General features: G+C 50.0%; 22 protein-coding genes. 14 read left to right on the forward strand and 8 right to left on the reverse strand.

From position 1 onward, the window contains the following. From zigA to ASG24_RS11645, 4 genes are all read right to left on the reverse strand, one after another. On the reverse strand, nt 1–1,236 hold the full coding sequence (gene zigA / locus ASG24_RS11630; protein WP_055871578.1) for a zinc metallochaperone GTPase ZigA: 1,236 nt from the start codon (nt 1,234–1,236) through the stop codon (nt 1–3). 20 nt (nt 1,237–1,256) lie between these two features. Continuing rightward, complete coding sequence (dksA, locus tag ASG24_RS11635; protein ID WP_055872047.1) at nt 1,257–1,661, reverse strand: RNA polymerase-binding protein DksA; 405 nt, start codon at nt 1,659–1,661, stop codon at nt 1,257–1,259. 136 nt (nt 1,662–1,797) lie between these two features. Continuing rightward, entirely contained in the window at nt 1,798–2,250 is a 453-nt protein-coding gene (locus ASG24_RS11640; protein WP_055871581.1) for a Fur family transcriptional regulator, read from the reverse strand. A gap of 7 nt (nt 2,251–2,257) precedes the next feature. Further along, on the reverse strand, nt 2,258–3,844 hold the full coding sequence (locus ASG24_RS11645) for a YdiU family protein (RefSeq protein ID WP_055871584.1): 1,587 nt from the start codon (nt 3,842–3,844) through the stop codon (nt 2,258–2,260). A 171-nt stretch (nt 3,845–4,015) separates the two neighbouring features. Here ASG24_RS11645 and ASG24_RS11650 point away from each other — a divergent pair, with 171 nt between their 5' ends. The 6 genes from ASG24_RS11650 to ASG24_RS11675 all read left to right on the forward strand — a co-directional run bounded on the left by ASG24_RS11650 (nt 4,016) and on the right by ASG24_RS11675 (nt 11,387). Then, nucleotides 4,016–5,929 carry a ribonuclease catalytic domain-containing protein gene (locus ASG24_RS11650; RefSeq protein WP_055871587.1) on the forward strand — a complete coding sequence of 638 codons (1,914 nt, stop codon included), beginning with the start codon at nt 4,016–4,018 and terminating at the stop codon, nt 5,927–5,929. After that, nucleotides 5,929–6,723: a polyamine aminopropyltransferase gene (locus ASG24_RS11655; protein ID WP_055871590.1), complete on the forward strand. Its 795-nt coding sequence runs from the start codon at nt 5,929–5,931 to the stop codon at nt 6,721–6,723. Before ASG24_RS11650 ends, ASG24_RS11655 begins: the two co-directional genes overlap by 1 nt. Before the next feature lie 70 nt (nt 6,724–6,793). Continuing rightward, nucleotides 6,794–7,945: a class I SAM-dependent RNA methyltransferase gene (locus ASG24_RS11660; protein WP_055871593.1), complete on the forward strand. Its 1,152-nt coding sequence runs from the start codon at nt 6,794–6,796 to the stop codon at nt 7,943–7,945. A 253-nt stretch (nt 7,946–8,198) separates the two neighbouring features. Next, on the forward strand, nt 8,199–10,430 hold the full coding sequence (locus ASG24_RS11665; RefSeq protein WP_235562406.1) for a bifunctional diguanylate cyclase/phosphodiesterase: 2,232 nt from the start codon (nt 8,199–8,201) through the stop codon (nt 10,428–10,430). Nucleotides 10,431–10,466: 36 nt separating this feature from the next. Next, nucleotides 10,467–10,841, forward strand: coding sequence for a nucleotide pyrophosphohydrolase (locus ASG24_RS11670; protein WP_055871599.1), 375 nt, complete (start codon nt 10,467–10,469; stop codon nt 10,839–10,841). Between the two features lie 45 nt (nt 10,842–10,886). Then, the gene (locus tag ASG24_RS11675; RefSeq protein WP_082488085.1) at nt 10,887–11,387 is read left to right on the forward strand and encodes an aminoacyl-tRNA deacylase; all 501 of its coding nucleotides are present in this window, start codon (nt 10,887–10,889) and stop codon (nt 11,385–11,387) included. Between the two features lie 54 nt (nt 11,388–11,441). Here the strand turns inward: ASG24_RS11675 and ASG24_RS11680 are convergent, their stop codons facing one another. Next, the gene (locus tag ASG24_RS11680; protein ID WP_156376559.1) at nt 11,442–11,921 is read right to left on the reverse strand and encodes a hypothetical protein; all 480 of its coding nucleotides are present in this window, start codon (nt 11,919–11,921) and stop codon (nt 11,442–11,444) included. Between the two features lie 199 nt (nt 11,922–12,120). Here ASG24_RS11680 and pabC point away from each other — a divergent pair, with 199 nt between their 5' ends. The 8 genes from pabC to ASG24_RS11720 all read left to right on the forward strand — a co-directional run bounded on the left by pabC (nt 12,121) and on the right by ASG24_RS11720 (nt 18,037). Beyond that, on the forward strand, nt 12,121–12,960 hold the full coding sequence (gene pabC / locus ASG24_RS11685) for an aminodeoxychorismate lyase (protein WP_055871608.1): 840 nt from the start codon (nt 12,121–12,123) through the stop codon (nt 12,958–12,960). Nucleotides 12,961–12,981: 21 nt separating this feature from the next. Beyond that, the gene (gene mltG / locus ASG24_RS11690; protein ID WP_055871611.1) at nt 12,982–13,983 is read left to right on the forward strand and encodes an endolytic transglycosylase MltG; all 1,002 of its coding nucleotides are present in this window, start codon (nt 12,982–12,984) and stop codon (nt 13,981–13,983) included. Nucleotides 13,984–14,014: 31 nt separating this feature from the next. Continuing rightward, nucleotides 14,015–14,620, forward strand: a complete 606-nt coding sequence (gene tmk / locus ASG24_RS11695; RefSeq protein WP_055871614.1) for a dTMP kinase — start codon at nt 14,015–14,017, stop codon at nt 14,618–14,620. After that, nucleotides 14,617–15,612, forward strand: coding sequence for a DNA polymerase III subunit delta' (gene holB / locus ASG24_RS11700; RefSeq protein WP_055871617.1), 996 nt, complete (start codon nt 14,617–14,619; stop codon nt 15,610–15,612). The genes tmk and holB overlap by 4 nt, the downstream gene beginning before the upstream one ends. A gap of 23 nt (nt 15,613–15,635) precedes the next feature. Continuing rightward, nucleotides 15,636–16,007 (forward strand): PilZ domain-containing protein, encoded by a 372-nt coding sequence (locus ASG24_RS11705; RefSeq protein ID WP_055871619.1) that lies wholly within the window; start codon nt 15,636–15,638, stop codon nt 16,005–16,007. 18 nt (nt 16,008–16,025) lie between these two features. Further along, nucleotides 16,026–16,802: a TatD family hydrolase gene (locus ASG24_RS11710; protein WP_055871623.1), complete on the forward strand. Its 777-nt coding sequence runs from the start codon at nt 16,026–16,028 to the stop codon at nt 16,800–16,802. Next, nucleotides 16,793–17,554: an MBL fold metallo-hydrolase gene (locus tag ASG24_RS11715; protein WP_055871626.1), complete on the forward strand. Its 762-nt coding sequence runs from the start codon at nt 16,793–16,795 to the stop codon at nt 17,552–17,554. Before ASG24_RS11710 ends, ASG24_RS11715 begins: the two co-directional genes overlap by 10 nt. A gap of 147 nt (nt 17,555–17,701) precedes the next feature. Beyond that, a complete protein-coding gene (locus tag ASG24_RS11720) occupies nt 17,702–18,037 on the forward strand; it encodes a hypothetical protein (protein ID WP_229008318.1) in 336 nt (111 codons plus the stop codon). Between the two features lie 76 nt (nt 18,038–18,113). Here ASG24_RS11720 and ASG24_RS11725 read toward each other — a convergent pair whose 3' ends face one another. From ASG24_RS11725 to ASG24_RS11735, 3 genes are read right to left on the reverse strand one after another with little or no spacing between them, the layout of a single operon-like run. After that, nucleotides 18,114–19,508, reverse strand: a complete 1,395-nt coding sequence (locus ASG24_RS11725) for an efflux transporter outer membrane subunit (protein ID WP_055871629.1) — start codon at nt 19,506–19,508, stop codon at nt 18,114–18,116. After that, nucleotides 19,505–22,603 carry an efflux RND transporter permease subunit gene (locus ASG24_RS11730; RefSeq protein ID WP_055871633.1) on the reverse strand — a complete coding sequence of 1,033 codons (3,099 nt, stop codon included), beginning with the start codon at nt 22,601–22,603 and terminating at the stop codon, nt 19,505–19,507. Before ASG24_RS11730 ends, ASG24_RS11725 begins: the two co-directional genes overlap by 4 nt. After that, nucleotides 22,603–25,686 carry an efflux RND transporter permease subunit gene (locus ASG24_RS11735; protein ID WP_304437669.1) on the reverse strand — a complete coding sequence of 1,028 codons (3,084 nt, stop codon included), beginning with the start codon at nt 25,684–25,686 and terminating at the stop codon, nt 22,603–22,605. Before ASG24_RS11735 ends, ASG24_RS11730 begins: the two co-directional genes overlap by 1 nt. Between the last annotated feature and the right edge of the window lie 3 nt (nt 25,687–25,689).

Here is a 25,689-nt window from a genome sequence, read left to right on the forward strand (position 1 = left end):
TTACACCATTTCCTCTGTCACTTGTTGCTCTATTTCATCATGCTCACCCATTGACCACCGCGGGAATGGGTCGGGGAGTCTACGCCAGGCATCCATACCCAAAGCAATCTCATGCTCGGTTAGCAGGCAGGCATCAAAACCGGCGATCAGGGCTTCTTTCTGCATATGCATGCCAATAATCACCAGTTCTTGCTGACGGTCGCCGTACGGTGCTTGCATGCGTGCGTGTATCTGTTGCAGGCTTTCCGTATCGTCCGGCCAATGCTCGCTTGGGGTCGCTGCCCACCAGATGCCCGCCAGTTCCGTACGCGTGACGGCGCCTGCCTGGGACCACATGACGCAAAACTCAGGGCGAGAGGCAATCCAGTAACGCCCTTTGGATCTGACCACGCCTGGCCACTCGGTATTGAGCCATTGCCATAACCGTTGCGGATGAAAAGGCTTGCGCGAACGGTAGACAAAGCTGGAAATGCCATATTCCTCCGTCTCAGGCACATGCTCGCCGCGTAATTCCTGCAACCAGCCCGGCGCATCGGCTGCCAGGTCAAAATCAAACAATCCGGTATTCATAACGCGGTTAAGCGGCACTTTGCCAAAACTGCTGTGGAGGATGTGAGCACGAGGGTTTAAAGCTTTTAAAATACCTTCCAGTTGCGCTATTTCTTCCAGCGTCATCAGGTCAGTTTTATTCAGGACAAGCACATCACAGAACTCGATCTGGTCAACCAGCAAGTCAACTACCGTACGCTGGTCTTCTTCACCCAGTGATTCGCCACGCTCACTGAGCAATGTTTGAGAACTATAGTCCTTGAGGAAGTGATAACCATCCACCACGGTGACCATGGTATCCAGCTGTGCAACATCCGCCAGCGAAATGCCCTCTTCATCGGCAAAGGTAAACGTCTCGGCAATCGGTAAAGGCTCTGAAATGCCGGTGGTTTCAATGAGCAGGTAATCAAAACGGTTCTCTTTCGCCAGACGCGTGATTTCCACCAGCAAATCCTCACGCAAAGTACAGCAGATGCAACCATTACTCATCTCTACCAGCTTTTCTTCCTGGCGTGATAACTCAGCACCGCCATCACGCACCAGTTGCGCGTCTATGTTCACATCCGACATATCGTTAACAATGACTGCTACCCGCTTGCCTTCGCGGTTATTAAGAATATGGTTGAGCAGGGTGGTTTTGCCAGCACCGAGAAAGCCGGAGAGCACTGTCACAGGGAGTTTTTTCATGGCGTTTTCCTTCATTGTTTCTAGTGATTGAATTGCCGTTCGCGGCGCTCATGTCGTTCTTGCGCTTCCAGACATAGTTTTGTGGTGGGCCGTGCAATCAGGCGTGCCAGGCCAATGGGCTCGCCGGTTTCTTCGCAATAACCATACTGGCCGGTGGTTATCCGCAACAAGGCAGACTGTATCGTTTTGATATGTTTGCGTTCCCGTTCCCGCGCGCGTAGTTCCAGGCCGTGTGTTTCTTCCTGGGTGGCCCTGTCGGCCGGGTCCGGTGTTTCCTGCTGCTCGTGCAAATGCACGCTGGTGAGTTGCATATTGGCTTGCAAGGTTTCTAGTTCCGTGAGCAACAGTGTTTTAAAGAATGCGAGTTGTCCGGCATTCATATAGGCAGTTTCAGGCATGGAAAGTAATTCAGCAGGAGTCAACATCATTACGCAACTTGGTTGCAATGCAATTTTGTTGCATTTTAAGTTGATATGGAATTAATTGCAACTATGTTGCAATTTAAGTATTAACTCTAACGTGTTTAGTATCTAGAGGTTTAAATGTGGAAGCGTGAAACAGTCAGGATTGCTGGCAATCCAGGCAAAGCCCTTTCAGGCTGATTTCGATATTCGATACACGGTAAGTATCAAATAATGATTGCGGAATGTGCGCCGCCAGCTCGTGTATGCATAATACAGTCCCGCATTGCTGGCAGTGCAAATGTGCGTGACCGTGGTTATTTAGTAGGCCTAGATGGGCTGTGTCTGCACTGCGGTAGTTGCGTTTAGGCGCGTTCAGCTGGAATTTCCAGGCGCGGTCATCGCTGGAAATTTTATGAATCAAGCTATTTTCCAGCAACCAATCAAGCACTCTGTATACCGTCACGCGGTCTATCTCCACGCCTTGCAAAGCCGCCAGAATATCCGGGTGACTAAGTGCGTTGGTGGATGTTAACAGGGTATTCAATACAGCAACCCTGGCTTTGGTCGGCCGCAAGCCAGCATCGGTGATTAATTGTTCAGCAGTCAGCATTTTTCAATTATGAGCTACAGGATAACATCGAGCAACCGGCTTTTTGTCGCGCCCAGTCCGGGCGTTTTTGTGCGAATGCAGACATGCCAGGCTGCTCGGTGTATGGGTTACGCAATACTTCAAGCAAGGTCAGCAGCCGTGAATTATCGCCCTGGGTTGCGAGGTCAATCGCCTCTTGAGCAAGGTAGTTACGCAACACATAAATCGGGTTATTTTCTGACATGCGTTGCAGCCGTTGTTCTGGCGAAAGTGTTGATTGCTGCAAACGCTGACTATAGCGATGCAACCAGCTTTGAATATCTTCCCCAAATTGTTTCAAGCCTTGTTCCGTGTAGAAAGCTTCCGTAAGCACGGAGAGTTGCGGCTGGCTGATATCCAGCTGCTTGAGCTGGGTAAAAAACAAAGTCTGGTCAACTTCTGCGCGCTGCATCAGCTCAAAGATGTCGTTGATCAACTCGCCATCGCCGTTTTGCCAGGCATCCAGGCCAAATTTGCCAGCCAGCGATGTCGTCAGTGAATCAAAATACACCGTGTCAAAATGATTGAGTCCATTTGATAGACCATTGTTTTCAGGCAGCACAGTTGCCAGCGCTTCCGCTAACCGTTCAAGATTCCAGCGCGCGATATCCGGTTGGCGACCAAAACAGTAACGACGACCTTGTGCGTCAGTAGTATTTGGTGTCCAGCCCGGGTCAAAATTATCTACCCAGCCATATGGGCCATAATCAATGGTCAGGCCGAGAATAGACATGTTGTCGGTATTCATGACGCCATGCACAAAGCCAACCCGCATCCAGTGCGCGACCATGATCGCTGTGCGAGCGCATATTTCGCTGAACCACGCTTCAATCATGCCTGGGCCTGGATTATCCACATCCAGTAGCAAACCTGTGCTGGGCCACCAATCGGCATAATCCCTGTCTATCGTAAACCCGATAAAATGCTTGAGTAACGGCAACTCATTGCGGCTGGCAAGTATTTCAAAGTGGCCGAAACGGATAAATGAAGGCGCTACCCGGCAAACAATCGCACCTGGCTCGAATTCAGGGTTGCCGTCATAAAACATATCCCGCACCACTGAATCGCCAGTCGTGACCAGGCTTAAGGCGCGAGTGGTGGGGATGCCCAGGTGATGCATGGCTTCGGAGCATAAAAATTCACGCAGGCTGGAGCGCAATACAGCGCGGCCATCAGCGCGGCGAGAGTAGGGCGTTTCGCCAGCACCTTTGAGTTGCAGCTCAAAACGATTTTGCTGATGAACTAACTCACCCAGATAGATAGCACGTCCATCTCCCAGTTGCCCGGCCCAGTTGCCAAACTGATGGCCACCGTATCGCGTCGCATAGGTAAACATGCCTTGCAAGGCACCGTTGCCGCCTAGCGTTTGTACCATCTCCGGATCATGCATATCAGCTTCGCTCAGGCCCAGCATGGCAGCAACCTCCGGACTGTAAGCAAGTAATTTGGGTTGCTTGACCGGCGTCGGTTGCACGGCTGACCACAGGCAATCGCTTACCTGGCGGGTGTAGTTATCGGTAATGCGGTCACCGGGTAGTTCACGAATAAAACGGTTATCAAATATCAGCGGTTTCATATTCTCTATTGTAGAGGGTATCCCTTTATGACGACTATGTTAATTAACACCTGGCTTAATTTAGTCACCGCAACCGGCTAAAGTTCAATCTCTGCCAAAAAGTACATGCTTCTCGGGTAAAATAGCGTTTTGAATTCAATCGTGTGTCATCCACACCTCAAATCTCCCGCAATGAATGTTTTTTACGAAGAAGACGGTGGCTTCAAAGTCGCTTCCATCATGACTGAAGCTGACAGCAGCATGCAAGTCGAGGCCAGCACTGGCAAACGCAGCAAGATCAAAACCGCGAATGTGTTAATGCGCTTTGAGGGCAGCCTTTCCGGTTTTCTTGAGGCCGCACAAACTGAAGCAGAAACCCTGGATACTGATTTTTTATGGGAATGCAGCGGTGAATCAGAATTCGGTTTTGAGTCACTGGCGGAAGAATACTATGGCGGCAAACCCAGCCGTCAGCAAGCAGCGGCGATTGCGATCAAACTGCACAGTGCGCCCATGTATTTTTATCGCAAAGGTAAAGGGCAGTATAAAGCCGCACCGCAAGAAACCTTGAAAGCTGCCATGGCTGGCGTCGAGAAAAAACGCCAGCAAGCCGAGCTGATGGCGTTGATGACCGCGCAGCTGACTTCCGGACAGTTACCCGAAAGCTTCTCTGCCAAGCTCGACCAGTTGCTGTATGCGCCGGATAAAAACGCCATGGAATGGAAAGCGCTGGAGCAGGCGGCCACCGAGCTCAAAAAATTACCGGTGCAGGTGCTGTACGATGCTGGGGCGATCCCGTCTATCCACGATTATCACCTCGGCGCTTTCTTGCGCGAGTATTTTGCCAATGGCACTGCGTTCCCTGAGTTCTCATTGGGTACTTTGCCTGAGGATCTGCCAATATCAGCAGTGCAGGCATTCAGCATCGATGACAGCACGACCACCGAGATTGATGATGCTTTATCCGTGACAACCTTGCCAAACGGCAATACGCAAGTAGGTATTCATATTGCCGCGCCAGCATTGGGGGTGACGCCGCGTGAGTCATTAGATCACGAAGTCATGAAGCGTTTGTCTACCATGTATATGCCTGGTCATAAAATCACCATGCTGCCCGAAACCGCCATCCGCCCGTTCAGCCTCGATGCCGGCGAAACCAAGCCTGCCTTGTCGCTGTATCTGGAAGTGGCTGCTGATTACAGCGTTGTCCAACAGCATAGCCGCCTGGAACGCGTGCAGATCGCGCACAACTTGCGCCATGACACACTGGAGCCTTACTTTAACGAAAACACGCTGGAAACCGATAGCGGCCACCCGTTGTGGCAGCCGCTGGTGTTCCTGTTCCACTTTGCTGAAAGCCTGGAAAAAGCGCGTGGCAAATACGACCCGACCAGGCCGCAACCGGTAGATTACAATTTCTACGTTACCGATGGCATCGTCAGCATCATCAACCGTCAGCGCGGTTCGCCTATGGATAAACTGGTGGCTGAATTAATGATTGCCGCGAATAGCCAGTGGGGTTTATTGCTGGCTGAGCATAATGTGCCGGGGATTTACCGTGCACAGAATGGCGGCAAAGTGTACATGACAACCAAAGCCGAGGGTCACCAGGGTTTAGGTGTGGCGCAATATGCCTGGTGTACCTCGCCATTACGCCGTGCGGTTGATTTAATCAATCAACGCCAGATTATCAGTGTATTGACGATGCAGGAACCAGTCTACGCCGTCAATGGCGATGAAATCGTCGGCCATATGCGCAATTTTGACCAGACTTACAATGCCTATAATGAATTCCAGACCCGTATGGAGCGTTACTGGTGCCTGCAATACCTGGTACAGGAAAACATCCAGGAAGTGGAAGCCACCGTCTGGCGCGAGAACCTGGTCCGCCTCAGCGGCTTGCCTTACATGACCAAAGTCTATGGCATGCCAGTGTTAAAGCCTGGCAGCAAAGTGCAATTGTCAGTGCAAAAAATAGATACTTTGCTGATGGAACTTGAGTGCAAGTTCTTGCGCGTGATTGAAGAAACGGTCGCTGACAACACTGAAATAGCCTCAGTCGCCGAAACAGGGGATACGCCTGCAGATGCGGCGGAAAACGCATAATGTTTAAATTTAACCGTAAAATTCATAAAGCGATTTCTGATCTCGAAATGGTCGAAGTCACCGAAGTCGATGGCGTGCGCTCCATGCACCTGGGTTCGCCGACGATTCAAAGCAGCATGAAGGTGAAAGACCCGTTTGCGCTGGTACTGGCGTATTCATGGGGTATGCTGAGCAGCCTGTTGTTCAAGCCGGATGTCCGCAATACCGTACTTGTAGGGCTGGGCGGCGGATCCATTGCCAAATATGTCTGGCAAGCCTGCCCACAGATTAAACAAACTGTCATTGAGCTGAACCCGCAAGTTATCAAGGTCGCGCGCAGCCATTTTTTTGTGCCGGAGAATGATGAGCGGCTGAACATTATTGAAGGTGACGGTATTGCCTATATCCAGCAGCATCTTGGGAGTTGTGACTGGCTGATGATGGATGCGTTTGGCAGCAACGGCCTGCCGCCTGACTTTTGCACGCAGGCATTTTTTGACGATTGCGCCGAGGCATTGACGCCGGATGGCCTGTTTGCCATTAACTTATGGGGTTCAGACAAAAAGTTTGATATCTACATGCAGCGCATCGAGCAAACATTTGACCAGCGCGTGTTGATGATGCCTACCGGCAAACCGGGCAATATCATTGTGTTTGGCTTTAAGCCTGAACTGGCCATGCCGGATTTAATCACACTGCGGAAACGTGCGCAGGAAGCCATGCAAGCGCATGCAATCCAGTTCCTGGATTTAATTGACCGTTTACAGGGCGCAAACCCAAATGACGGCAAAGTATTCACATTGAGCAGAGATTAGTTAAAGCCTGCAACAGCGGCTCACTGCTCAACTATTAAGTTGATATTCAACTAGAAAATCAGAGATAAAAATGCGTAACCATTATTTTGCAACCTGTCCGCGCGGTTTAGAGACCTTACTTGTTGAGGAGTTGAAGCTTAGCGGCGCCAATGACATCAAACCTACCGATGGCGGTGCCAGCTTTAGCGGTGACCTGGGCGTGTGTTACCAGATCAACCTGCATTCACGCGTGGCCACCCGTGTGCTCATGCAAGTCGGCAACGGACAGTACGCAACGGAAGAAGATATTTACCAGGGTGCACTTAAAGTGAATTGGCCGAACTGGTTCAATGTGAAATACAGCATGATGGTGAAAGTCACCGCGGTGCGCAGCCCGCTGAAAAGCCTGGAATTCATTACATTGCGCGTCAAGGATGCCATTTGCGATAAATTCCGCCAGGCCGTGGGTAGCCGACCCAATATTGACACACGTGAGCCGGATATCCGTGTACATGTCTATTTAACCAGTGACCGTTTTCTCCTGTATGTAGATACATCAGGCAACCCGTTATACCAGCGCGGCAACCGTAAAAATACCATTGAAGCGCCGCTGCGTGAAAACCTGGCGGCTGGTATTTTAAAACTTTCCGGCTGGCAACCAGGCCAGGCACTGCTGGACCCGATGTGTGGTAGCGGTACCTTCCTGCAGGAAGCGGTAATGATGGCGCTGAATATTGCGCCAGGCCTGAACCGCAATTTCGGTTTTGAAAAACTCAAAAACTTTGAATCAGATACTTTCAAGAAAATCCGCAATGCGGCCGCCAAAGCCGTGAAACCTGTCAGCTTCCAGAAGATTTATGGTTCAGATATGGATCTTAGAGCCGTGCGTGTCACCAAACAAAACCTGGAAATGGCCGGCTGGAGCGAAGCTGTACAACTGAGCCATATCGAATTTACCAAACTCACTCCTCCAGCCGACAGCGGCGTGCTGGTGGCGAATCCACCATATGGTGTGCGCATCGGTGAAGATGAAACACTGGCCGAGTTATATCCACAAATGGCTGCCACACTTAAACAGCAATTCAGTGGCTGGAATACCTACTTCCTGACCAACGATTTACGTATGCCCAAACTGATGCGCTTAAGCCCAAGCAAAAAAACACCATTGTTCAACGGCCCGCTCGAATGCCGTTTATTTGAAATCAAGATGGTGGCAGGTAGCAACCGTAAGCAGGTCTCTTAGTATTCTATATCCGCCAATATGTTAGCCATGCATCTGATGGCGCATTCAAGCATGCAATACAACGTTGAAGTGTATGCCTTGTTGAAATGTTAATCATTGTTTTATTTGAGTCACATATCTATATTTTAGTATAAATTATAGTCGTAAATATTATCGCTATATCATTTCCTGCATTTACTGTGGGAACCCAGCTTTAACCATTACATTTCACCAATACTAAGAATCAACGAAGAGGCTTTGTATGGATGCTTTATTGAGTTGGTTGGTCCCTGGCGACTTTATGCCGCATGGTCATTGCTATTTATGGACGCCCGTCCTGCTGTGGATGTATGTTGTCTCCGACACTGTCATAGCAATTTCCTACTACACGATCCCGATTGCATTGCTCTACCTGGTTAAAAAACGCGCTGATCTCGAGTTTAACTGGGTATTCGTCATGTTTTCAGTGTTCATCTTTGCCTGTGGAACGACGCATTTGATTGCGATTGCAACCATTTGGGAGCCTGCCTATTGGCTAGATGCCGCCATGAAAAGCGTGACGGCTGTGGCTTCAGGGATTACCGCAATCATGCTGTGGCGTTTGATGCCGGTTGCCTTGACGATTACCAGCACAAAACAGCTTAAAACAACCATTGCCAGGCTGGAATCTGAAGTACAGAAACGATTACTGGCAGAACAGGCGCTGGCAAAATTAAATTTGAATCTTGAACATCTGGTCAAAGAACGCACTGAAGATTTGAGCAATATCAATGTGAGTTTGCGTCAGGAGATAGAACAAAGAAAACACACGGAGCTGGAGCTGTTTAACCAGAGGCAACTGGCGATTGTCACGCTGGAATCTATCGGGGATGCGGTGATTACCACCAATATGCAGTCCGAGGTGACTTATCTTAATCCGGTGGCCGAAAAAATGACGGGCTGGAGCAAAGCCGAGGCGATGGGGCGTCCTATTCTGGAAATATTCAGGATTTTGAATGAAAGCACCCGCAAGCTGGCAGCCAACCCGGTGGATGTGGTGTTGGCGCACAACAAAGTTTGCGGGCTGGCCAATCATACCTTGCTGATTGCCAAATCAGGCGCTGAATATGCCATTGAGGATTCAGCAGCGCCGATTCGCGATCAGAATGGCGCCATTTTAGGCGTGGTGCTGGTGTTTCATGACGTGAGTGATGCACGCCAGATGGCACAAAAAATGACTTATCTTGCCGAGCATGATTACCTGACCGATTTGCCGAATCGATTGTTACTGACAGACCGTATCACGCAAGCGATCAGTGCGGCGAAAAGAAGGGATTCCAAGCTTGCGATTCTGTTTTTTGACATAGATCATTTTAAACGGGTGAATGATACCCTGGGTCATGAAGTTGGTGATCAATTGCTCAAAGTCATGAGCAAAAAGCTTCAAATGTGCATTCGAGCCTCTGACACACTCAGTCGCCAGGGCGGAGACGAGTTTGTCGTGTTATTGCCCGAATTAAATGATGACACGGTGCCTGCCGAAATCGCACAAAAAATACTCTCTGCCATTAAAGACCCGATCAACATCGCTAATCACGAGTTGTATATTACCGCCAGTATTGGTATTGCCGTTTATCCTGATGATGGCGATAGTGTGGATGTGTTAACGAGACATGCAGATGCTGCGATGTATCATGCTAAAAATTCAGGTAGAAATAATTACCAATTTTTTACCAGAGAAATGAGTGCGCGTGTTGCGGCCCAGCTCACGATGGAAAACAGCCTGCAAAAAGCCATTTCAAACAATGAGTTACTGCTGTTTTATCAGCCTAAAGTCAGTATCAAAACTGGCAAGATTATTGGCGCTGAAGCGCTTATCCGTTGGTCGCACCCGGAATGGGGGCTGATGATGCCAGATCGCTTTATCAAGATTGCTGAAGAGTCTGGCTTGATCAAGGGCATTGGTCACTGGGTATTACGGGAAGCTTGTACGCAAAATAAAAAATGGCAAGATGCCGGCTTGCCCGAGATTCCGATTGCGATTAATGTTTCTGTGGTGGAATTACATCACGCTCACTTCACGCAGGAAGTCATGAAAGTGTTATTACAAACCGGTCTGCAACCCTATAATCTTGAACTCGAAGTGACTGAAAGCGTTGCATTTCAGAGTGAGGCGACTGTGATTCATGATTTGAATAAATTAAAAGAGATGGGGGTCAGGCTATCGGTAGATGATTTTGGAACTGGATACTCCAGCCTCTCGTATCTCAAGCTGCTGCCAGTGAATACCATTAAAATTGATAAAAGCTTTATTCGTGATATACAAATTGATATCAACGATGCGGCAATTGTCACTGCCATCATCAAAATGTCCCAAAGTCTGGGGTTAACCGTCATTGCCGAGGGCGTTGAAACTCAGGCACAACTAGAGTTCTTGAAATCGCATGATTGTGATGAGATGCAAGGTTACCTGTTTAGTCGGCCTTTGCCTGCAGATGAATTTGAAGCCTTGCTTGCACAGCAATAAACCTTGCCATCCTTTTATTTTTGAATAATTTTATTTATGACCGAACCCGAAAACCAGACTACTGATTCTTTGCTGACTTTACGTCGACGTATCAATGCATTTGTGGAGGCGCGTGACTGGGCACAGTTTCATTCCCCCAAAAACCTGGCGATGGCGATGATCGTGGAAGCGGCTGAAGTGGTAGAGCATTTCCAGTGGATAACCGAGCAGGAAAGCCGCCAGCTGGATGAAGCAACCAAAGAAAAAGTTGGGCATGAGCTGGCGGATACCTTTGTCTATCTGATGCGCATCGCCGAAGTCTGCGGAATTGATTTGATTGCTGCGACCAATGCCAAAATCGATTTGAATGCCCAGAAATATCCGGTAGAAAAATGTAAAGGTAGTAACGATAAGTATACTAAATATCAATAACTTGAGTTTAATACTTAAACTATTTTATATTTAAGGATGCTGCCAATGACCAACAATTTTCAATCTGCTGTGACCAACCTGCTACAACAGCAAGGCATTCAATTCCAGGTCATTCAAATTCCTCTGAGTGAAGATAAAAAGCCTATCCGCAGCCTTGAAGAATTGCTTTCTGGCCAGGGATTGCAACCGCAATCAGTGGTGCGCAGCATAGTGTTTAAAGGCGAAAACAGCGGGTTCAGTTTACTGGCGGTAGCTGGTAGTGGCCGTGCAGACTGGGCTTTATTACGCAAACACCTGAATGAGCGTAAATGCCGTATGGCAGAGTATGACGAAGTGCCGGAAGTGACTGGCTATGTAGTTGGCGCAGTACCACCGATAGCTTTGCCGGACGATTTGCGCGTGCTGGTGGACAGCAGTGTTGCAGAATATGAAACTGTAGTGATAGGCAGCGGGGTGCTGGGTTATGCGCTGGCATTGCGCTCAGCAGATTTGCTGAGCTTGCTGAATGATAAAGAAAGTGGCAGTTTTGTGAAGCCTGAAGCTTAAGATTCTTCTCGAACCTTACAATGTAAAGAAACAGAAAAAGCTAGCTAAGATGACTTAACCACCCAGCATGGTCTTAATCGAACTATTCTTGGCCTTTTCAACCATTATCGCGGCTTTATCCGGCTGTTGGCTAATGGACTCGGTCCAATCGCTTTCCCCTTCAGTATCACCTTCACTGCCAAACATGCCCATTAAGCCGTTACTGTCTTCGGCATTTTCTTCTTCACTGCCAAACAGCAGCATGGTATTGCTGAGCTGAATCTGACGCATTTGCTGTAACAGGCCTTGTGCGGTATAGATTTCTGTTGTGTTGCCAGATTGTCCTAATGTCACCTGCGCACTGGCGCCAGCTGGGTTGTCTGTTGCGCTATCGGCAGCAGTCGTGGCATCTTTTTCAGCGCTAGGCGCGGTTTTGGCTGTGCTCGCTGTAGTGCTAGCCTGTGTGGATGCAGGGGACTTCGTTGCGCTATTGTCAGCGCTATATGCTTTGTTAATCAATGCGGCCAGGTTAGTCTGGATGCTGGACAATGACATGCTGATGCCTCCCATAATATTGCAGATACAATACGCCTCATCTTGTTAACGGCATCCAACCATTAAACTTTAGAAAATTGTTCAATTCTTTGTAACGCTACTCCTTCATGGTTGATTTATGCCGTTAGGTGCGTGGTTTTTTCCGGTTTTATGGTAAGGTTTCAGCCTTGTTCAGACACATCAATTTTCCCTTCTCAAGATGACAACTGTCCGCTATTGCATCAATGGCAAACTGGTCAATGGCATCGCGCCGACCAACCGTGGCTTTGCTTATGGCGATGGTGTTTTTCGCACCATGCGCTTATTGAATGGCGAATTGCAAGACTGGCCGTTGCATTACCAAACATTAGTGGCTGATTGCAGCAAAATCCAGATTGTGTGCCCGTCTGCAGAGTTGCTGATGCAGGAATTCAAATACTTGATGGCGTCTGCCAGTGAGGAAGATACGCAGTTTAGTATCCTCAAGATTATGATTACGCGTGGCGAGGGGGCGCGCGGCTATGCGCCACCGGCAGTGAGTGAACCAACAAGAGTGCTGATACAGAGCCCGTTACCAAATTATCCGCCGGAGATTTATGCGAATGGTGTGGCGCTGTATACCTGCCAGACGCGGCTGGCGCACCAGCCTTTACTGGCCGGTATCAAGCATTTAAACCGCCTGGAAAATGTCCTCGCGCGTGGCGAGCTGAAAGACCCGCGATTTTTTGACGGTTTATTGCGCGACTATGATGACCATGTCATTGAGGCGGTTAGCGGCAACCTGTTTATCCGCAAGGATGGCGTGGTGATGACGCCAGTGCTGGAGAGTTGCGGTGTGGCCGGTGTGATGCGGCATAAAATACTGGATTGGTATAAAACGCAACGCCAGACCGTGCTGGTAAGCACATTAACCATGGACGATTTGCTCAATGCAGAAGCGATTGTCATCGTGAATAGTATTTATGGTGTGTTGCAGGTGTCGCATATTGATGATCAGCCGGTAGCGACCAATCACTGGGCGAAAGAGCTCCGGTCACAGCTGCATTATGTAACGCATTAAAAGTTTTTTATCAGGCACTACATGTTTAAGAAAAGCTTCAAATACGGGTTAGCGGTTTTGGGGTCATGCGGACTGGCGCTGACGCTCTGGCTAGTCATTTATATGATACGACCATTGCCTATGGTTTCTGAAACCATAGGCTTGCAAATTCCCGCCGGCGCCAGTGTGCGCGGCATTGCAGACCAACTGGTATCGGCAGGGGTGTTGAAAGAACCTTATAGTTTCCTGGCGGTGGTCAAACTGACAGGGAGCGGCAGCCGACTTCAAGCGGGTGATTACGCTTTAAATGCACCATTGCAAGTGCTGGGCCTGATTGATGTACTCAAGCATGGCACATTTGATCAGCTTAAACTTCAGTTGACTGAAGGCAAGACCTTTAGCGACTTCAGGCAGAAGCTGGCGCAAATGCCTGGCATACGGCATGAGACACAACATTTATCTGATAGTGAGTTAATGGAACTGGTTAGCGGTGAAGCCAAGCCTCCTGAAGGCTGGTTTTTTCCGGACACCTATTTTATTGACAAGCAAAGCAGTGATACGGAAATGTATAAGCGTGCTTACCAGAAAATGACGCAGTATTTATCTGCTGCGTGGGAGACACGTCAATCCGGCTTGCCTTATAAAACGCCATACGAAGCACTGATCATGGCCTCCATCGTTGAGAAAGAAACTGGCGTTGAAGTGGAGCGTCCGCAAATCGCCGGTGTGTTTGTCAATCGTTTGCGGCTGGGCATGCGTTTGCAGACTGACCCGACCGTGATTTATGGCATGGGCAGCCGGTATCGTGGCAATATCACGCGACGGGATTTACTGACGGATACCCCTTTCAATACTTATACGCGCAGTGGCTTACCGCCAACGCCAATTGCTTTGCCAGGCCTGGCCTCTATTCAAGCGGCATTACATCCCGCCAATACCAAGGCGTTGTATTTCGTGGCAAACGGGCAGGGCAGGCATGTGTTTACCAGTACGCTGGAAGACCATAACAAGGCCGTGCGCGCCTATCAATTAAAGAAACACTAATGACAATCAGCATGAGTTGGGAAATAAAGTAATGGCAGGTTTGTTTATTACACTTGAAGGCATGGATGGCGCGGGTAAAAGTACGCATATTCCCACCATACTGGCATTGCTGGCAAAGTCTGGCCGTGAAGTGGTTTCTACCCGAGAGCCCGGTGGCACCCCGTTGGGTGAAGAGTTGCGTGAACTGCTCTTACATAAAGAGATGCATGTGGAAACCGAATCATTGCTGATGTTCGCTGCCCGTGCGGAACATCTGCAGCAGGTAATCCTTCCGGCATTGGCACGCGGCGCGATTGTTTTGTCTGACCGGTTTACCGATGCTTCCTATGCTTATCAATGTGGCGCACGCGGATTGCCTTTAGCTAAAATGCAGTCTCTTGAAAAATGGGTGCAGGGTGACTTGCAGCCAGATATCACCTTGCTGTTCGATGTGCCGGTAGAGGTCAGTATGCAGCGCCTGGCTGGGGCACGCACACCTGATAAATTTGAAGCGCAGGGGATTGAATTTTTTTCCAAATTACGCGCCCAATATCTTGCCCGTGCGGCCGAATTTCCGCAACGTTTCCGCGTGATTGATGCCAACAGGTCTTTGGAAGAAGTAAAGAAATCAGTTGAAGAAATCATTATATCATTATGATTAATAATGTATATCCATGGCAAGAATCGCTGTATACACATTGGGTGCATGCAGGCGACAGCCGGCACCATGCCTTGCTGTTTCATGGTAAGGCCGGGATAGGCAAACTGGCTTTTGCAAATTCACTGGCAGCAGGGCTATTGTGCTCGCAACCACAGCAAAACGGGATTGCCTGCGGTCAATGTCAGGCATGTCACTGGCTATCAGAGGGGGCGCATCCTGATTTCAGGGAAATCACGCCGGAAGATGACGAAGTCGCAGATAGCGCAAAAAAGAAAACCCGTAAACGCCAGCAGATCCTGATTGACCAGATTCGTGCATTGAATGATTACCTGGCCCTGACCAGCCACCAGGCAGGAGGCATACGTGTGGTACTCATTCACCCCCTGGAAGCAATGAATGTTGCGGCTTCCAACGCATTGTTGAAATTACTGGAAGAACCTCCGCAGCGTACGCAATTCCTGCTGGTTTCGCATCAGCGCCAGGCCTTGTTACCCACCATTTTAAGTCGTTGCATGCAGGTGGATATGCCAGTGCCAACGCATGAGCAGGGCTTGCAATGGTTGCAGTCACAATCAGTCGCGCAGGCTGAATGGCTCTGGCACTATAGTGGTGGTGCACCGACGACTATCCAGCAGGATGACCTCGATTGGTATGGCTGGTACCAGCAGTGGAGCCCGCACCTTTCGCGTGGTGCTGCCATGGATAGTGCGCTGGCAAGTGGTATATTGATCAAACAAGGGATGATCGCAGCCATTCAGGTGTTGCAAAAATGGCTGCTGGATTTATGGCTGTCGCGGCATCAACTGCCATTACGCTACCATCCGGCGGAGTCCGCTACTTTACAAACACTTGCATCGAAACTTGAGTTAGCACGCCTGCTGGCATTTCAACAGCAGTTAAATCGTTTTAAAATGACTGCACAGCACCCGTTAAACCAGGAATTGCAATTGGAGCAATTATTGCTCCAATACAAGAAGATGTTTGGCTAATAGATTAGCCCAGGAGTCCATGCATGACTGACACCCAATCACCATCGACGATGAGCCCTGCCAAGCCAGGCGTGCTGTCACTGGCTATCCGTGAAAAAGCCGCCTTGTTTGCTGCTTACATGCCTTTTGTCAAAGGTGGCGGACTATTTATCCCAACCAGCAAACCCTTCAAAATGGGCGAAGAAGTATTCATGCTGCTGACCTTGCTGGATGACCCGCACAAGCTGAAGATTGTCGGTAAAGTGATCTGGATCACACCCCAGGCAGTGAATAATAAACCGCAGGGCATAGGCATCCAGTTCAGTGACCGCGATGGCGGCGTAGAGGCCAAGAAACGCATTGAAACCATACTCGGCGCAGCGCTTAAATCCAGTCGCGCAACCCATACTATCTAGCAGGTTTTTGGATTATTCATGTTTGTAGATTCGCATTGCCATATTAACTTTCCCGAACTGGCGCAAAACATCGACCAGGTACGCGCCAGCATGCTTACCAATGAGGTCGGTCATGCCTTGTGCGTATCCGTCACACTGGACAAGTTTCCCGAAGTATTGGCGCTTGCCGAGCAGTACCCGAATATCTATGCTTCTGTAGGCGTGCATCCTGACTATGAAGATATCCAGGAGCCAACCGTAGCCGAATTGGTCTCACTGGCCGATCACCCGCGCGTGGTGGCCATCGGTGAAACCGGACTGGATTATTTCAGGCTGACTGGTGACCTGAACTGGCAACGTGAACGCTTTCGCACCCATATCCGCGCTGCCAGGGCCACAGGTAAGCCGCTGATCATTCATACCCGCAATGCAGCCGAAGATACCTTGCGTATCATGCAGGAAGAGGGCGCAGCAGAAGTGGGCGGCGTGATGCATTGTTTTACCGAAAGCTGGGAAGTGGCGCAGGGCGCTATCGAAATGGGGTTTTATATTTCATTTTCCGGGATTGTCACTTTTAAAAATGCCGTCGCCTTGAAAGAAGTGGCGCAGAAAGTGCCACTGGCATCGATGCTGATCGAGACTGATTCACCTTATCTGGCGCCTATTCCTTTCCGCGGCAAAACCAACCAGCCTGCCTATGTGCGCCACGTAGCTGAAGAAATCGCCAAGTTACGCGATATTCCATTGCAACAAGTAATGGATGCCACTACCAGCAACTTTTTCAGCCTGTTTAAGCACGCGCAGCCATGCAACTGACCATACTTGGTGCAGGTTCCAGTGCAGGCACTCCCGCGGTGGGTTGCCCTTGCGCCACTTGTGTCTCCACTGACCACCGTAACAAGCGCACGCGTTGTTCCAGCATGGTGACGCTGGATGATGGCCGTGTGATCCTGATTGATACTTCGCCCGATTTACGCCAGCAGGCACTGCGTGAAAATATGCAGCGGGTCGATGCAGTGCTGTTTACCCATACCCATGCCGATCATCTGCACGGAATTGATGACTTGCGTGCTTTTTGCCAGATCAACCGCTGCCAGATTCCCCTGTATAGCTATCCTGAAGCGATCAGCCATATCCAGGATAAATTTGGCTATACCTTACGCGAGCCCAGTAACTTCTGGGATTTGCCCGTGCTGGCAGCCCATGTGGTAGAAACACCGTTTGAAGTGGCAGGGCAGGCCGTGACGCCCATCCCGGTGATGCACGGCAAGATACGTATTTATGCTTATCGCATAGGGAATCTGGTGTACATGACGGATGTGTCCAGTATCCCCGAATCTTCTTACGAGTTGCTCAGGGATGTGGATCTGCTACTCATAGATTGCCTGCGTGAAACCCCGCACCCCACCCATGTCAGCCTCAGTGAATCGCTGGCGCTGATCAGCCGCATAGGTGCAAGGCGCAATGTGCTGATTCATATGACCCACGAGCTGGAATATCATGCGCTACAGGCAACACTGCCAGCCAATGTTGAAGCGGGTTACGATGGCTTGCAGCTCACCATCTGACCGTGACGTGAACAAAGTTTACCGTGGTTGCAGTCAACCAAATAAGGTGATAAACAGTTATACTTTCACAAACACGATAATTGTAAAATTGAATTTGGATCACAGGGATTAAACATGAAGTTTTATGCAAAGATTTCGGCTGTTGTTATGGCACTGGTGATGTTCAGCAACGTGGCATCAGCCTTCGCTGGCAAAACCTACAATGAAAACGAATTCATTGATAATTTTAGCGGCAAGTCAAAAAAAGTAGTGTTGGAAAAACTTGGCCAACCCTTCAAGAAACAGCAATCAGTAAAGCCTAGCAATGCGAGTAACATGATTGCAGGCGTAGGTGGGCAAGAGAAAAGCTCCAAGCCGGTACAAGTGGAAATGTGGTACTACAAAAACATCGTTAAATATGATGCCAAAAATACCTATAAAGAAACCGAAGTAACTTTCGTGAACGATAGAGTGATGAATATTGGATATTTCAATAATCGTTAATTCCCTGGATGATTAAAAAGCTGTGTCTGTGGGCACAGCTTTTTTATTTTGCACCTTCCACAAATATATCAACTAGCTAATGTACGCCGCCTAATGCAATCATGAGTGCCACAGAAGCATTAAATCTCCGGCCGGTAATTGTGAGCAAATTGCGCTCTGCATTCAATAATGCCGATTGAACAATCACTACATTCTGGTATTCACTGATACCGGCTCGATAGCGGTTTTCAGTTTGTTCAACCGCCTCACGCGCGAATTTTACGGCGATTTCCTGCTCCACCGCTTCCGCTTCCAGAATGCGCAGCAACGCCATATTGTCCTCTACTTCACGTATCCCGTTGATAACTGTCTGTTTGTAGCTGGCAACGCTGGCGTCATAACGGGCAATCGCTGCATCCGTTTGCGATTGACGTAGTTGATTGTCAAAGATAGGCCCCGCCAATGCCGGGCCTAGCGACCATACGCGGTTCGGCAGCGATAACAGGTTGCCCAGCTTATCGTTGCTGTAACCCAGGCCTGCACCCAGGCTCAGGGTCGGGAATAGTGCCGCTCGTGCAACGCCGATCTGCGCATTAGCCAAGGCAATGCGGCGTTCGGCAGCCGCAATATCCGGTCTTCTTTCCAGCAGGCTGGAAGGCAGGCTGGCTTCTGCAATCGGAAAAGCAATACCAGTCACTTGCTTGTAGGGGCTAGACGGGATCGAAAGCTCGGCCGGGACTTTTCCTATCAAGACGGCTATTGCGTGTTCCAGTTGCGCACGCGCTGCCGTGATGTCGATTGCTTGCGCCCGGGTATTGCGTAATTGTGTTTCGGCCTGGGCGATTTCGGTACGGGAGGCTAATCCGACGTTGTAACGGTTAATGGTAAGTTTCAATGAACGCTCGAAACTTTGCGCCGTGGTATCCAGCAATAATTTTTGCGAATCCAGTATGCGTAACTGAAAATAGGTTTGTGCAAGTGCGGATTGTACGGATAGTTTCACGGCAGCCAGGTCTGCTGCAGAAGCTTCTGCATTTGCCTCACCTGCCAATATGCTGTTGCGTATCCTGCCCCATAAATCGATTTCCCAGCTGGCACTAATGCCTATACTAAGCTCAGTGCTTGCGCCCGAATTGCTGTTATTACCACGGATAATGGCTGATTGCCCGTTGATTGCCGGCAACAGCGGGGCGCGGCTGCCTCTCGCCAGTGCAAGGCCCTGGCGGTAATTGGCTTCAGCAATCAGGATCGAGTAATTTGCCTGGTTAGCTGACAGTAACAGTTGAGTGAGTTGTGCATCCTGGTAGCGATCCCACCATTTGTCAGACAATGCAGGGCTACCTGGCGTCGCCGCTTTCCAGCCGGCAAACGCGCTCGCTTCTTTATATTGCTCGGGGATCACCATTGTAGGGCGGGTATAGGCTTCCCATACGCTGCAGCCTTCCAGCAACAGGCCAGCGATTACCAGTAAGCTCAATTTGATATTTTTCATACAGATGTGATATTTGTTGAAACAGGTGTTGTTCGTTGTGTTTTTTTTGTTCTAAACTGATTCAGCTTGTCCAGATACAAGTAAATGACCGGTGTAGTGAATAAGGTTAATACTTGCCCTAACAGCAAACCGCCGACAATCGAAATACCTAATGGCTGGCGGATTTCGGCGCCATCGCCCACGCCAAAAAGCAGGGGCAGTGCGCCCAGCACAGCCGCAAATGTAGTCATTAAAATCGGCCGGAAGCGTTGCATGCAGGCTTCTACAATCGCTTTATCAGGAGAGGTGCCTCGGTGCTGGATGATATAGCGTGCAGCATCTATCATGATGATGGCGTTTTTCATCACGATGCCGATGAGCAGCACGATGCCTATCATGGCGATAATCGTCAACTCACTGTCAAACAGCAATAAAGCCATTAATGCACCAATCCCGGCCGAGGGCAGGGTGGAAAGTATCGTGATGGGATGTATCAGACTCTCGTAAAGTATTCCCAACACGATATAAATTGTGACTAGTGCAGTCAAAATCAGCCAGGGCTGGCTATCCATGGATTCTTTAAATGCTTTTGCTTTACCTGAGAATGATCCATGTATGCTTTCGGGTGGATCCAGAGATACAAAAGCTGCTTCAATCGCCTGGCTGGCTGCATCCAGCGCATAGCCTTCTGCAATATTGAAGGAAATGGTGGCGGCGGCAAACTGCCCCTCATGATTGACTGCCAGCGGGGTATTAACCAGCTCCCAGCGCGCGATGCTTGACAAGGGTATACGCTGGTTCTGGAGGCTGTTTAAATAAATATGGTTTAATGATTCCGGTCCTTCTGCAAACCGTGGTGCCAGCGTCAGCACAATAAAGTACTGGTTCAATGGTTCATAAATGGTAGACACTAATCGTTGGCCGAAGGCATCGTTTAATGAAGCATCAATCTGGCGCTGGGTAATACCTAGCCGTGCCGCAGCATCACGGTCTATCACCAGGTTTGCCTGTAAACCCTTATCTTGTGCGTCACTGCTCACATCGGTCAGTTGCGGCAGTTTAGTCAGTGCATCCCTCAATTGCGGCGAGAATCTACGCAGATCCTCGATGTTGCTGGAGAGCAGGGTATATTGAAATTCAGCCGAACCGGGTCGTACACCAATATTAAATTCCTGCTGCGGCCGTAAACGAAGCGAAGCACCGGCTACCCTGTCCAGTTGCGGGCGTAGTCTGTCCACAATCTCCTGTGCGGATGCTTCGCGCTCTTTCCTGGGTTTAAGGCGAGCATTCAACATGCCGGTATTGGACTGTCCGCCGCCAAAGCCACCGGTGTATTCATAATAAGTTTCTATATCCGGGTCACTGGCAATCACGCGCATGAACTGGTCGACTTTTTCACGCATCGCCCAGAACGACAGGTTCTGATCACCTTCAAAGTTGCCTTGCAACCTGCCGGTATCCTGTAACGGGAAGAAGCCTTTGGGCACGATGGAATACAGGTAGACATTGCTGCCGATCGCCACAAAAAACAGCATCAGGATAAGTGCGGAATGGCGGATCGCCCATTGCAATGCCTTGTAGTAAGCCCGGTGCGGAATATCGAAAATGCTCGCCAGCGCGCGTGACAGCCTGTTGGGTGAAGGATCGGATTTCAGTAATCGTGAGGATAGTACCGGGGTAAGCGTCAATGTAATCAGTAATGACAGTACCACTGCACTGGCCAGGGTGATGGAGAATTCGCGGAAAATACGCCCGATCACGCCATCCATGAACAGCAAAGGGATAAAGGCAGCAATCAGCGACAGGCTCATGGCAATAATGGTAAAAGATACTTCATGCACCGCCTGGAACGCCGCCTGCAATGGCTTTAACCCATGTTCGATATGACGCATAGTGTTTTCAACCACCACAATCGCATCATCCACAATAAAGCCGGTGGCAATAATCAGCGCCATCAGCGTTAAGTTATTCAGGCTGAAGCCACATAAGTAAATCACTGCCAGGGTACCCAGCAGTGAAACCGGGATGGCGATACTTGGAATCAGCGCAGCGCGGCCACTGCGTAAAAACACGAAAGTGACCAGGATCACCAGCACGATGGAAATCAACAGCGTATGTTCCACTTCCTGCAGTGACTTCCTGACGATGGTACTCCTGTCAATCAGCACTTCCATTTCAATGCCGGGCGGCAGCAAGGGTTTCAGTTTTGGCAATAAGGCCTTGATGCCATCCACGGTGGCGACAATATTGGTGCCGGGAATATTATTGACTGAGATCACTACCCCTGGCTTGCCATTGACACTGCCCGTGCTGCGTAGCTCTTGTACCGAGTCCTTGACATCGGCAATGTCGTGCAGGCGGATAGGGGCGCCATTGCGCCAGGCCACGATTAAATCTTCAAAGTCGGCGGCTTTATTGCCATTGTCATTCACATCAAGCTGCCAGCGCTTGTCATCATTTTCAACAAAGCCTTTCGGCAGATGCGCGTTGGTATTTGCGATCACATTGCGTATCTGCTCCAGGGCAATACCATATTGATGCGCAGTGAGCGGGTTAACTTCAACGCGCACCGATCGCAAGGCACTGCCATTCACATTCACCTGGCCTACACCATCGACCTGGGAAATACGCTGACCGACCAGTGATAGGCCAATATCGTACAGTTCGCGCCGACTGTAGCGCTCCGAAGTCAATGCAATATGCATAATCATGTTGGAGCCGCTTTTGCGCCAGGTCGGGTTGCTTTGCATGCCGGCAGGCAGCAAAGGCACCGCTGCGTTAATGGCTGCCTGCACATCACGTGCTGCGCCATCTGCATTTCGGTCCAGGTCAAATTGCAAACTGACCCGGGTTTGCCCTTTGGAACTGCTGGATGTCATTTCATTGACACCGGCGATATTGCCCAGGGAGCGTTCCAGTGGCGATGCTACCGCAGAAGCCATGGTTTCTGCGCTGGCCCCCGGCAATCTTGCAAATACATCAATACTGGGCATTTCAACTTGCGGGAGGGACGCGATAGGCAAGGCAAAATAAGCTGCAATCCCCGGCAACGCGATTGCCACCGCCAGTAAGGTGGTGGCAATCGGCCGTCGCAGGAACAAGGTCAACCATGCCATCAGGTTGGCCTCGCCGTTTTCTGCTTTGCTGTCTGCCAGGTTTTGGCAAGGCGATCAAAAGTCAGGTAAACCACTGGAGTGGTAAATAAGGTCAGCAGCTGGCTCAAGAGCAAGCCACCTATCATCGCAATTCCTAGCGGCGCGCGTAACTCTGAGCCGGGGCCATCGCCCAGAACCAGTGGTACGGCGCTGAACAGCGCTGCCAGGGTAGTCATCAGGATAGGCCGGAAGCGTAACAGGCATGCCTGGTAGATGGCTTCCAGAGTGGATTTGCCATGCTCGCGCTCAGCCTCAAGTGCAAAATCAATCATCATGATGGCATTTTTCTGCACAATACCAATCAGCAGAATAATCCCTATGATCGCGATCACGCTTAATGGATGATTGGTCACCATCAGGCCCAGCAAAGCACCTACGCCTGCAGTGGGGAGTGTTGACAATATGGTTAGGGGATGAATATAACTTTCGTACAAAATGCCGAGCACGATGTACATGGTAGTGATCGCCGCCAGCGTTAAAAATAACTCGTTATCCAGTGCGGCAATAAATGCCGATGCCGCACCCTGAAAACGGCTAATGATTGTTGCCGGAAATTGCATCTGCTGCCTGACCCTTGTAATCGCAGACACACCGTCACCGAGCGCATAGTTCGCGGCCAGGTTAAAGCCGATTTCAATCGAAGGTAGCTGGTCTTCACGGTATATCACTAGGGAAGCAGGTTTTTCGCTGACAGTCGCGATACTCGCCAGTGGCACTTGCCGACCGTTGCTGCTGGAAACAAATACTTGTTCCAGCGCAGCTAGCCCCGGGCTTTGGGAGGGCTGCGCTTCCAGGATCACGCGGTATTGATTTGCCTGTGTGAAAATAGTAGTAATCATGCGTTGGCCGAATGCACTGTATAAAGCGTTGTCCACATCCGCCATGGTGATGCCAAGACGGCCGGCATTGTCCCTGTCCACGACAATGGCGGCACGTAAGCCATCGTCATGCTGGTTGCTGGCGACGTCTGTTAACTGCGGCAACCGGCGAAGTTTTTCAAGAAACGCCGGCAGTATCTGAGCTAACCCCTCCGGATCGGTACTGGTCAGCATGTATTGATACTGGGTTCGGCTGACACGGTCTGAAAGCGTCAGATCCTGCACCGGCTGCATATGCAGGATCAGAGGTGAACTTTCATCGAGGGTACGCTTTAATCTGCTGATCACTGCTGTGGCTGATGATTGCCTCAGGGGATAAGGTTTGAGGTTAACCAACAGGCGGCCGCTGTTATGGGTGGTATTCACGCCATCAATGCCCACCACTGATGACACGCTGTCTACATCCGGGTCACGCAGGATTTCATCTACAACCCGCTGTTGCTTCAGGCTGACTTGCCTGAAGGCATCCGAACCTGGTGTTTCGGTAATTACCTGGATAAAACCGGTGTCTTGTACCGGAAACAAACCTTTTGGAATCACGATCGCCAGCGCAACCGTCAGTAGGAATGATAGCCCTGCAATAGCCAGCACCCAAGGTTGATGATTTAAGGAAATCTTCAGGTAACGACCGTAAATCTCGATCACCTTATCGCTTAATGTTGGGCGCTTATCATGCTGCGGTGGGGCGGCCTTGAGTAAACGTGCGCATAGCATAGGGGTAAGCGTTAATGACACCACCGCTGAAATCAAAATGGCTACTGCCAGTGTCACGGCAAATTCCCGGAACAGACGCCCGATCACGTCGCCCATAAAAAGCAGTGGTATCAGTACCGCAATCAGTGAAAATGTCAGCGAGATAATGGTAAAACCAATCTGGCGGGCACCTTTCAATGCAGCCTCCAGTGGGCTTTCACCTTCCTCAATGTGTCGGGCGATGTTTTCAATCATCACAATCGCATCATCCACCACAAAACCGGTGGCGATGGTAAGTGCCATCAATGTCAGATTGTTGATACTGAAGCCAGCGACATACATAACACCAAAGGTACCCACCAAAGATAGCGGAACAGTCAGACTGGGAATCAGGGTGCCGGCTGCGGTGCGCAAGAACAGGAAAATCACCATCACCACCAAACCGACCGCCAGCATCAGCTCAAACTGCACATCGTGCAGTGCGCTACGGATGGTATGGGTGCGGTTGGTTAACTCCTTGATTTCAACATCGGCAGGTAATCCCGCAGTCAATGAGGGCAATCTGGCCTGTATCTGTTCAACCACCTCAATGACATTGGCACCCGGCTGGCGCTTGATATTGACGAGTACAGCTGGGGTTTTATTCGCCCAGGCAGCAAGATACATGTCTTCCTGTGCTTCTTTGATGTCTGCCACATCGCTTAACCTTACCGGCCTGTCGTTGACATTAGCGACAATCAGTTGACGGTATTCCTCTGCAGAGCGCAGCTGGCTGTTGGCATCCAGTTCATAAGCCAGTAGTGGACCATCAATATTGCCTTTGGCCTGGTTAGAGTTGGCGCTATCAATCAGGGTACGCAAGTCATTCAAGCCAAGGCCGTAGGCGGCTAAAGCGGATTGATTCACCTGAATGCGGATAGCCGGTTTTTGACCGCCATCGACACTGACCAGTCCGACACCATTCACTTGCGCAATTTTCTGCGCCATACGGGTATCCACAAGATCACGCAATTTCGGTAACGACAAAGTGGAGGAGGTTACCGCCAGTGTTAATACCGGTGCATCGGCAGGATTAACTTTGTTATAGATCGGTGGCGCTGGCAGGTCGGCAGGTAAAAAGCTGCTGGCGGCATTCATGGCTGCCTGCACAGATTGAACAGCCACATCCAGGCTGGTTTTCAGGCTGAATTGCAGCGTGATTACCGAGGCACCGCCAGAGCTGGCAGAAGACATGTGAGCCAGGCCGGACATAGAGCCAAACTGCCTTTCCAGCGGTGAAGTGACATTCATTGCCATTACTTCAGCACTAGCGCCAGGGTACAAAGTCACCACCTGGATGATCGGGTAATCAACTTGTGGTAAAGCGGACTTGGGTAACAGGCTGTATGACAGAATGCCAGCCAGCAAGATGGCCAGCATCAGCAGCGAGGTCGCCACCGGGCGCAAAATAAAAATTCGAGACGGATTCATCATCAA

The sequence above is a fragment of the Methylophilus sp. Leaf414 genome (assembly GCF_001425425.1).
GTDB lineage: Bacteria > Pseudomonadota > Gammaproteobacteria > Burkholderiales > Methylophilaceae > Methylophilus.